6 protein-coding genes and 2 pseudogenes are annotated in these 7,705 nt (G+C 72.0%); 7 read left to right on the top strand and 1 reads right to left on the bottom strand.

The window, feature by feature from the left end:
* The 7 genes and pseudogenes from DTL70_RS34070 to DTL70_RS03310 form a co-directional block, all read left to right on the top strand.
* Nucleotides 1-100: pseudogene (locus DTL70_RS34070) on the top strand (IS5 family transposase); the annotation flags it as partial.
* A 115-nt stretch (nucleotides 101-215) separates the two neighbouring features.
* Complete coding sequence (locus DTL70_RS03335; protein ID WP_114020299.1) at nucleotides 216-1,334, top strand: FAD-dependent monooxygenase; 1,119 nt, start codon at nucleotides 216-218, stop codon at nucleotides 1,332-1,334.
* Nucleotides 1,335-1,527: 193 nt separating this feature from the next.
* On the top strand, nucleotides 1,528-1,989 hold the full coding sequence (locus tag DTL70_RS03330; RefSeq protein WP_114020298.1) for a hypothetical protein: 462 nt from the start codon (nucleotides 1,528-1,530) through the stop codon (nucleotides 1,987-1,989).
* Between the two features lie 199 nt (nucleotides 1,990-2,188).
* A complete protein-coding gene (locus tag DTL70_RS03325; RefSeq protein WP_114020297.1) occupies nucleotides 2,189-2,851 on the top strand; it encodes a sensor domain-containing protein in 663 nt (220 codons plus the stop codon).
* Nucleotides 2,852-3,095: 244 nt separating this feature from the next.
* A complete protein-coding gene (locus DTL70_RS03320) occupies nucleotides 3,096-3,893 on the top strand; it encodes a VOC family protein (RefSeq protein ID WP_114020296.1) in 798 nt (265 codons plus the stop codon).
* Nucleotides 3,894-4,014: 121 nt separating this feature from the next.
* Nucleotides 4,015-4,611, top strand: a complete 597-nt coding sequence (locus DTL70_RS03315) for a TetR/AcrR family transcriptional regulator (RefSeq protein WP_114020295.1) — start codon at nucleotides 4,015-4,017, stop codon at nucleotides 4,609-4,611.
* A gap of 159 nt (nucleotides 4,612-4,770) precedes the next feature.
* A pseudogene (locus DTL70_RS03310) lies at nucleotides 4,771-5,721 on the top strand (MFS transporter); the annotation flags it as partial.
* Nucleotides 5,722-5,988: 267 nt separating this feature from the next.
* On the opposite strand, the gene DTL70_RS03305 reads toward DTL70_RS03310, so the two are convergent.
* The gene (locus tag DTL70_RS03305; protein ID WP_114020294.1) at nucleotides 5,989-7,683 is read right to left on the bottom strand and encodes a PTS transporter subunit EIIC; all 1,695 of its coding nucleotides are present in this window, start codon (nucleotides 7,681-7,683) and stop codon (nucleotides 5,989-5,991) included.
* Between the last annotated feature and the right edge of the window lie 22 nt (nucleotides 7,684-7,705).

Here is a 7,705-nt window from a genome sequence, read left to right as displayed (position 1 = left end):
CCGACTCAAGCAGTGGCGTGGCATCGCGACCCGCTACGACAAGACCGCCGAGTCCTACCAAGCAGCCGTCACCCTCGCCTCACTCCTGATGTGGGCGTGACATTTGAAGACAACTCCTAGGTCAGGGCTGGTCCGAACGCGTAGGCAGTCGTGCGTGTACGTCGTACATTCAGTGCTGTGCCCCACCGCGCGTACACCGTACGAAGGAGTCTCCCATGAGCACCGTCCTCATCTCCGGCGCGAGCGTCGCCGGCCTCACCCTCGCCTACTGGCTGCGCGAGCGCGGCTTCGATGCGACCGTCGTCGAGCGCGCCCCGGCACCCCGCCCGGGCGGCCAGGCCATCGACGTACGCGGCGTCGCACTCGACGTACTCGAGAGGATGGGCCTCCTCGACGAGGCGCGCGCGGCCCGCACGCGCATGCGCGGGATGTCGATGCACGACGGCGAAGGCAACGAGCTTTGGCGTTCGACGGAGATGACCTACAGCGGCGGGCGCATGGACAGCGGCGACATCGAACTGCTCCGCGAGGACCTGACCGCCCTGCTCCACCGGAGCGTGGACGGGCGGGCCGCGTTCCTCTTCGGCACCTCGCTCACCGCGCTCGACCAGCGCCCCGACGGCGTGGCGGCCGTCTTCGCCGACGGAACCTGCCGCACCTTCGACCACGTCGTCGGCGCGGACGGCCTGCACTCGGGGGTCCGCCGTCTCGTCTTCGGCCCCGAGTCCGACCACCTCCACCACCTCGGCGCCCACGTGGCCGTCTTCTCCACCGACAACTTCGCGGGCCTCGACAACTGGCAGGTCTGGTCGCAGGGGGAGGATGCCAGTTACTGCCTCTACCCCGTACGGGACAACACCGAACTGCGCGCCACCCTGGGCTTCATGGCGGGTCCGCTCGACTACGACCACCGCGACACCGAGCAGCAGCGGACTCTCCTCGCCGCCCGCCTGTCCACCCTCGGCGGTGACACCCCGAAGCTGCTGGAGGCCATGAGGACCGCGCCGGACTTCTACTTCGACGCCATGGCGCAGGTCCGCATGGACCACTGGACACGCGGACGCGTCGCGCTGGTCGGAGACGCCGGGTACTGCTCTTCGCCGCTCTCGGGTCAGGGCACCAGCCTCGCTCTGACCGGCGCCTACGTGCTGGCCGACGAACTGGGCGGAACCGCCGACGACTTCGGCGCCGCCTTCGCCCGCTACGAGCGGCGCATGCGCCCCTTCGTCGCCCTCAACCAGGCCCTGGCGACCGAGAACCTGGGCCAGGGAGCGTCGGAGGAGTCGCTGGAGCGGGCGAAGAACGCCCTGGAGCTGGACGCGGAAGGGGTGTGAGAGGCCGGGCCGTCCGCAGCGCGGGTTCCGCCACCGCGCACGCGAACTCCCGTCCGGCTTCCTCTCCAGGAGCACTCAGGTTCCCCCGCCAGGGATACATGGGTGTTCGCGGGGGCATGTCTGGTGCGCAGGCGATCGCACCGCTTGCGGGTGTATGTACGTCTGCGTCCCTCAAGAGAACGGGAAGTGCAACGTGACCTCAACCTTCCGTCTCCGCAACGCCGTTGCGGCCGCCGTCGCCGTCGGGCTGGTCGGCGCGGCCACCGTCGGCGCGGCCGCCTCACCCACGGCCACCACTTCGCACACCAGGGCAGCCGCCGCAGCCGCCGCGGTCCCTGCGGGGAGCGGCCCGTCCTCCCCGGCCGCCTGGGCCGAGGACGCGGCGAAGACCAACACGGTGAAGGCCGACCGCCACGACGTGCGGCGCTGGGAGCAGTTCCGACTGCGCGGGAAGGTGACCGGGATCGAGGCGGGCGCGACCGTGCACCTCCAGCAGAAACAGCACGGCACGTGGAAGACGCTGCCGGGGACCTCGGTCGTCAACCGTTCGCTGGACTACTCGATGCGCGTCAAGCTGGGCATCAAGGGGCTCAACCACGTCCGCACGGTGGTGGCGGGACAGCCCTCCAACGCCGTGGCGGTGACCGTCCACTGAAGTCTGCCGGGCCGCCGGAACAGCCGGGCTGCCGGGACGGGTGAGCCGCCGGAACAGCCGGGCCACCGGGACGGGCGGCGCGGCTGAGCCGCTTTCCCCGCCGTGGGGCTCCACCCCGCGGCGGGGTAGTGCTAGGTACACCGGAGGTACGGGCCCCAGCCGTCTGCCAGGCGCGTGGTCGCGCGGCGAGAGTGGAGGTATGACAACGACGACGCACGCGCAGGCGATGACGCCGGTATCCGCGCTCCCTGCCGACCGTGGCGGTCACGGTGGGCGTTTCGGCCGCGAGGTGGGCTACCTGCTGTCGGGGCTGCCCCTGGGCATCGCCTCGTTCACCCTGATGATCACCGGCTTCGCCCTCGGCGTCTCCACGCTCATCCTCTTCGTCGGAGTCCCCGTGCTGGCCGGAACGCTGGCCATGGCGCGGTACCTGGCCCGGGTGGAGGCCGACCACATCGCCAACGTGACCGGCCGCCCGCTGACCGCCAGGGCGGTGGCGCCAGGGCCCGGCCCGGGCCGTTCGGGGCGCTGGAGCGGTGTCCGCGATCCGCAGGCGTGGCGGGATTTGGTACACGCCGTCATCGCCTTCCCGGCCCGCGTGGTGACCTTCTCCCTCACGCTGGCATGGCTGGCGGGCGGCGTGGGCGGGGTGACGTACGGGCTGTGGTCCTGGCCGATCCCCCGTGACGACAGTGACGGCTGGGTCAATCTGGCGTTCGGGATGTCGGGGCGTATGCCCGACATCGTCGGCAACCTGGTGCTCGGCGTCTTCCTCCTGGCGACGACGGTCCCGGTGATACGCGGACTGGCGACGGCGCAGGCGAGTCTGGGCCGGGTGCTGCTGCGGCGCGGCGACGTGTGAGACACGCTGAGACACGGAGTCGGCCCGCGCCTGGTGGTGGCCCGGCAGGCGCGCACGGGCCGTCGGCCGGCTCCGGCCGGCTCCGAGTGGCTTCGACCGGTTTCTGAGCGGCGGACGGCCCAAACTGCTGCCATGCTGGCTGGAACGAGCGGTGCGGCTCCGGTGACAGCTCCCGGACCGCCCGCACAGCTCCTGCTCCGCCCGCCCGCGACAGCCACCGCTTTCCGCCCGCCGGAGGATCCGCATGTTGACGACCGCCTTCGTTCCCGGCACCCCGAACTGGCTCGACCTCGCCGCGCCCGACGTCGAGGCCGCCGTCGCCTTCTACACGAGCGTCTTCGACTGGGAGTTCCAGTCCGCAGGGCCCGAAGCGGGGGGCTACGGCTTCTTCCGGCGGAACGGTGAGGTGGTGGCGGCCGTCGGCCCGCTGGGGGGAGAGGGCGATCCCCGTTGGACGGTGTACTTCCACACGCGTGACGCGGACGCCACCCGTGCCGCCGTTCAGCGGGCGGGCGGGACCGTGCGGGCCGCACCGATGGACGTGTTCACCGCGGGCCGGATGGCGCAGTTCACCGACCCGGCCGGTGCGGACTTCGCCGTCTGGCAGCCGCGCGAGACGGTCGGTCTCGACGTCGTCATGGAGCCGGAGACGCTGTGCTGGACGGAGCTCCACACGACGGACGCCGCGGCGGTGCGGGACTTCTACACGTCCGTGTTCTCCTGGAGCTACGAGGACATGCCGATGGGTGACGGTCTCGTCTACTCGGTCTTCTCCGCGCCCGGCGGTGGCACGCCCCAGGACACGGGGCAGGGCGGCATGATGCAGCTGATGCGGGAGCACCGGGAGGCCGGTTCCGCCTCCGAGTGGCACCCGTACTTCGCCACGGAGGACTGCGATGCCACGTTCACCAGGGCGACCGGAGCGGGGGCGAGCGCGCTGATGCCGCCGACGGACGCCCCCGGGGTCGGGCGCCTGGCCATGCTCAGGGACCCGGCCGGCGCCACGTTCGCCCTCATCAAGGGGGACCCGGACCAGAGCTGAGGCCCGCCCCAGCCCGCACCTCACGCACGGGTCCGCTCCTCACGCACAAATCCGCACCGGTGCGTGAGACAGCCCAATCCATTTTGAATCGCTCGGTACATAATCGTGCTAGCGTACGCGCATGGCCCGACCGAGACTGTTCGACGAGGAGCGGGCCCTGGACGCGGCCATGCGGGCGTTCTGGGAGAAGGGGTACGAAGCCACTTCCACCCAGGACCTGTGCGAGGCCACGGGGCTGGGGCGCAGCAGCATCTACAACACGTTCACCAGCAAGCATGCCCTCTTCCAGCGGTCGCTGGCGCGCTACGTCGAGACGATGACCGCGCTGCAACTGGAGATCGTCGAGGACGCCGGGCGGCCCGCGCTGGAACGGTTCGAGGCGCTGTTCGCGTGCATCATCGAGCAGGAGTTCGCCCAGCGGCGGGACGGCAGGAGTATCGGCTGCCTGTCGGTCAACACCACCGTGGAGCTCGCGGCGCGCGACCCGGGCGTCGCGGACGTGCTCGCCAGGGATGTCGAGTTGCGGCTGGCCGCGCTGCGGGCCGCCGTCGAGGCGGGGCAGCGGGCCGGTGAGATCCCGTCAGGGCAGGCGCCCGCTGAGCTCGCCCGCTTCGTCAACGCCGTCATCGCCGGAATGCGGGTCTCCGCGCAGGGCGGTGCGGACCGTGCGGCCCTGGAGGGCATCGCCGCGACGGCGGTCGCGGCGCTGACGGCCTGACGCGCCGGCCTCCCGGTGCAGGGCGGTCGTCCCGCCTGCGCCGCGCGTGGGGCGGTCGCGTCGTGCGGGCAAGTTCTGTACTGATCCATCCATAACTGTGGGCGTGCCGGCGTCGTACCCGGACCGCCCCGCGGACACACCGCTGTCGGGGAGACACTGATGCCACTGACCGTTCACCTCATGGCGGCGGGAATCTTCGCCATGGTCACCAGCGAGTTCCTCGTCGCGGGGCTCATGCCGCAGATCGCCGAAGGACTGGACGTCTCCCTCTCCCAGGTGGGCTACCTCGTCACCGCGTTCGCCGCCGCGATGACGCTCGGCGGCCCCTTCCTCGCCGCCGCGGTGCTCAGGCTGCGCCCGAAGCGGGCGCTGGCAGTGCTGTTCGCCGTCTTCCTCGCGGGCAACGTGCTGGCCGCACTCGCACCCGGCTACGCCGTCATGCTCGTCGCGCGTCTGATCACCGGCACCGCCTCCGCCGCCTTCCTCGGCGCGGCCATCTCCCTCAGCGTGCGCCTGGTGCGGCCCGAACAGGCCGGGCGCGCCGTCTCGGTGGCGCTCAGCGGGCTGATGCTGGGCACGCTGCTGGGGCTGCCGCTGTCCACGTTCGTCGGCGACCTGTACGGGTGGCGCAGCGCCTTCTGGGTCGTCACCGCGATGACGGTGGCCGCGGCGGTGCTGACGGTGGCGCGCGTCCCGCGGATGGAGGGGCAGGGCGCCGGCGGGAGCGGCGCGGGGGGCGGGATACGCCAGGAGCTGTCGGTCTTCCGCCGGCGGAGGCTCTGGCTGGTGCTGACGACCAGCACCCTGACCATCGGCGCGACCTTCTCGGTGTTCAGCTACCTCAACCCGATCCTGACCGAGGTCTCCGGCTTCTCCACGGGCAGCGTCCCTCTCCTGCTGATCGCCTACGGCGCCGCCAACCTGCTCGGCAACGCCGTGGTCGGCCGCCTCGCCGACCGGTACGCGTTCACGGTCCTGCTGACCGGGCTGCTGAGCAACGGCGTCTTCCTCGCCGCCTTCGCGCTGCTGGCCGGCGTACGGGCGGGCGCGGTCGTCTTCCTGCTGGCCATCGGCCTGGTCGGCGTCACCATGAACCCGGCGATGGCCACCCGCGTCCAGCGGGCCGGCAACACGGGCCCGCTGCTCAACACGGTGCACTCCTCCTTCATCACCCTCGGCGTCCTCCTCGGCTCGGCTCTCGGCGGCGCCGCCATCCCGCACTTCGGGCTCCTCTCCCCGGCGTGGATCGGCGTGGGCCTGGCCGCCCTCGGAGTGCTCACCCTGCTGCCCGACCTGCGCCGCCGGCCCGGCCCGAGCCCTCACCGGGCCCGAGCCGTGCCGGCCCCCGGGAGCACCAGGCCTTGCCCGGTGCACCCGTCACACGAGGGAGCCGCCGCCGAGGGAGCCGCCACCCGCCGGGGCCGGGGCGGGAGCGGGGTCCGGGGCGGTGCCGCCCGCCGGGGGCTCGGGCGAGGGGCCCGAGGCGGTCTCGGGCTCGGCGGCCTCGCTCTCGGACGGCGCGTTCAGATCGGCGAGCATCTGCTTGCTGAACCCGAAGAAGTACGTGGCCACGAACCCGGCGAGGTACCCGGCCGCCAGCCCCAGGCCGTAGATCGCGGCGATGGCGCCCAGCCCGTGGTTGCCCTTGAGCAGGGGGAAGAGGGCCCAGCCCGAGGGGCCGATGGCGGTGGAGCCGACCGAGGTCCCCAGCTGGTAGAAGAGGCCGACGACGCCGCCGCCGAACGCGCCGCCCACGCACGCGGTGATGAACGGGCGGCCCAGGGGCAGTGAGACGCCGTAGATCAGCGGCTCACCCACGCCGAGGAAGCCGGCGGGAAGCGCGGAGCGGATGGTCTTGCGGATCGAGGTGTTGCGGTGCAGCCGCAGGTAGATGGCGACCGCGGCGCCGACCTGGCCCGCGCCGGCCATGGCGAGGATCGGCAGCAGCACGGTGTAACCGCTCTGGTCGATCAGCGTGGTGTGGATGGGGATGAGTGCCTGGTGCAGGCCGAGCATCACCAGGGGCAGGAAGAGCCCGCCGAGGACGAATCCTGCGGCGGCGCCGCCGTGGTCGAGCAGCCAGTCGGCGAGGTGTCCGATGCCGGTGGCGATCTCGCCGCACACGAACATCAGCCCGAACAGCGTGACCAGGCCCGACACCAGCACCGTCAGCGTCGGTGTGACGAGCACGTCCACGGCGGACGGGACGACGCGACGGCAGCCCTTCTCCACGTACACCGCCAGCAGCGCGGCGAACAGCGCGCCCAGGACGCCGCCCTGGCCCGGCGCCAGCTTCTCGCCGAACGCGGAGACGTCGGCGACCCCGGGGAAGACGATGACCGCGGCCGCGGCACCGCCCAGCACCGGTGTACCGCCGAACTCCCGTGCGGTGTTGATGCCGACGAAGACGGCGATCAGCGACATGAAGCCGCTGGCGATCGCCGCCAGTGCCGGGGTGAGGGAGGGCAGCCAGCCCGCGTTCGTGAACAGGCCGTTGAGGCCCGCGACGATGCCGCAGCCGATCAGCGCGGGGATGAGCGGGACGAAGATGTTGGCGATACGGCGCAGCATCAGCTTCACCGGTGTCGCGTTCTTCTCCTTGCGGGCCGCGCGCAGGGCCGCGCCCTCGGCGGCGAGGTCGTCGGCCGTCTTGGCCGCCGCCGGCGTGTCGGGTGCCGTCGCCTGTGCTGCCGTCGAGCGCGGTGTCACCGCGTCCGGTGCGTCGGTGTCCGGTGCGGTCGTGTTCGACGCGGTCGCCGGCTGCGCTGCCGTGCCCGGGTCGGCCTGCCGGGTCAGCGCCTCGAACTCGGGCGTCACCCGGGCGACCTTCCCGGGCCCGAGCACGATCTGGTAGGTGTCGTCCTCGACCACGCCCATCACGTCGGGGAGGGCCTTGAGGGCCTTGTCCTGGACGAGGGAGCGGTCGGCCAGGGCCAGCCGCATGCGGGTCATGCAGTGGGTGACGGAGGTGACGTTCGCCGCCCCTCCGACCAGGGGAAGGATCGCTTCCGCGATACGCCGGTGGGGGTTGCCGCTGCCTTCAGCGCGGTCTTTGGTGCTGTCTGTGCTCATGGTGCGGTCGCTCTTCTTTGAG

The sequence above is a fragment of the Streptomyces diacarni genome, from assembly GCF_003323715.1.
In the GTDB taxonomy this organism is placed as follows: Bacteria; Actinomycetota; Actinomycetes; order Streptomycetales; family Streptomycetaceae; genus Streptomyces; species Streptomyces diacarni.
Note: the sequence above shows the minus strand (reverse complement) of the source record. Positions and strands in the feature narration are given on the sequence as shown.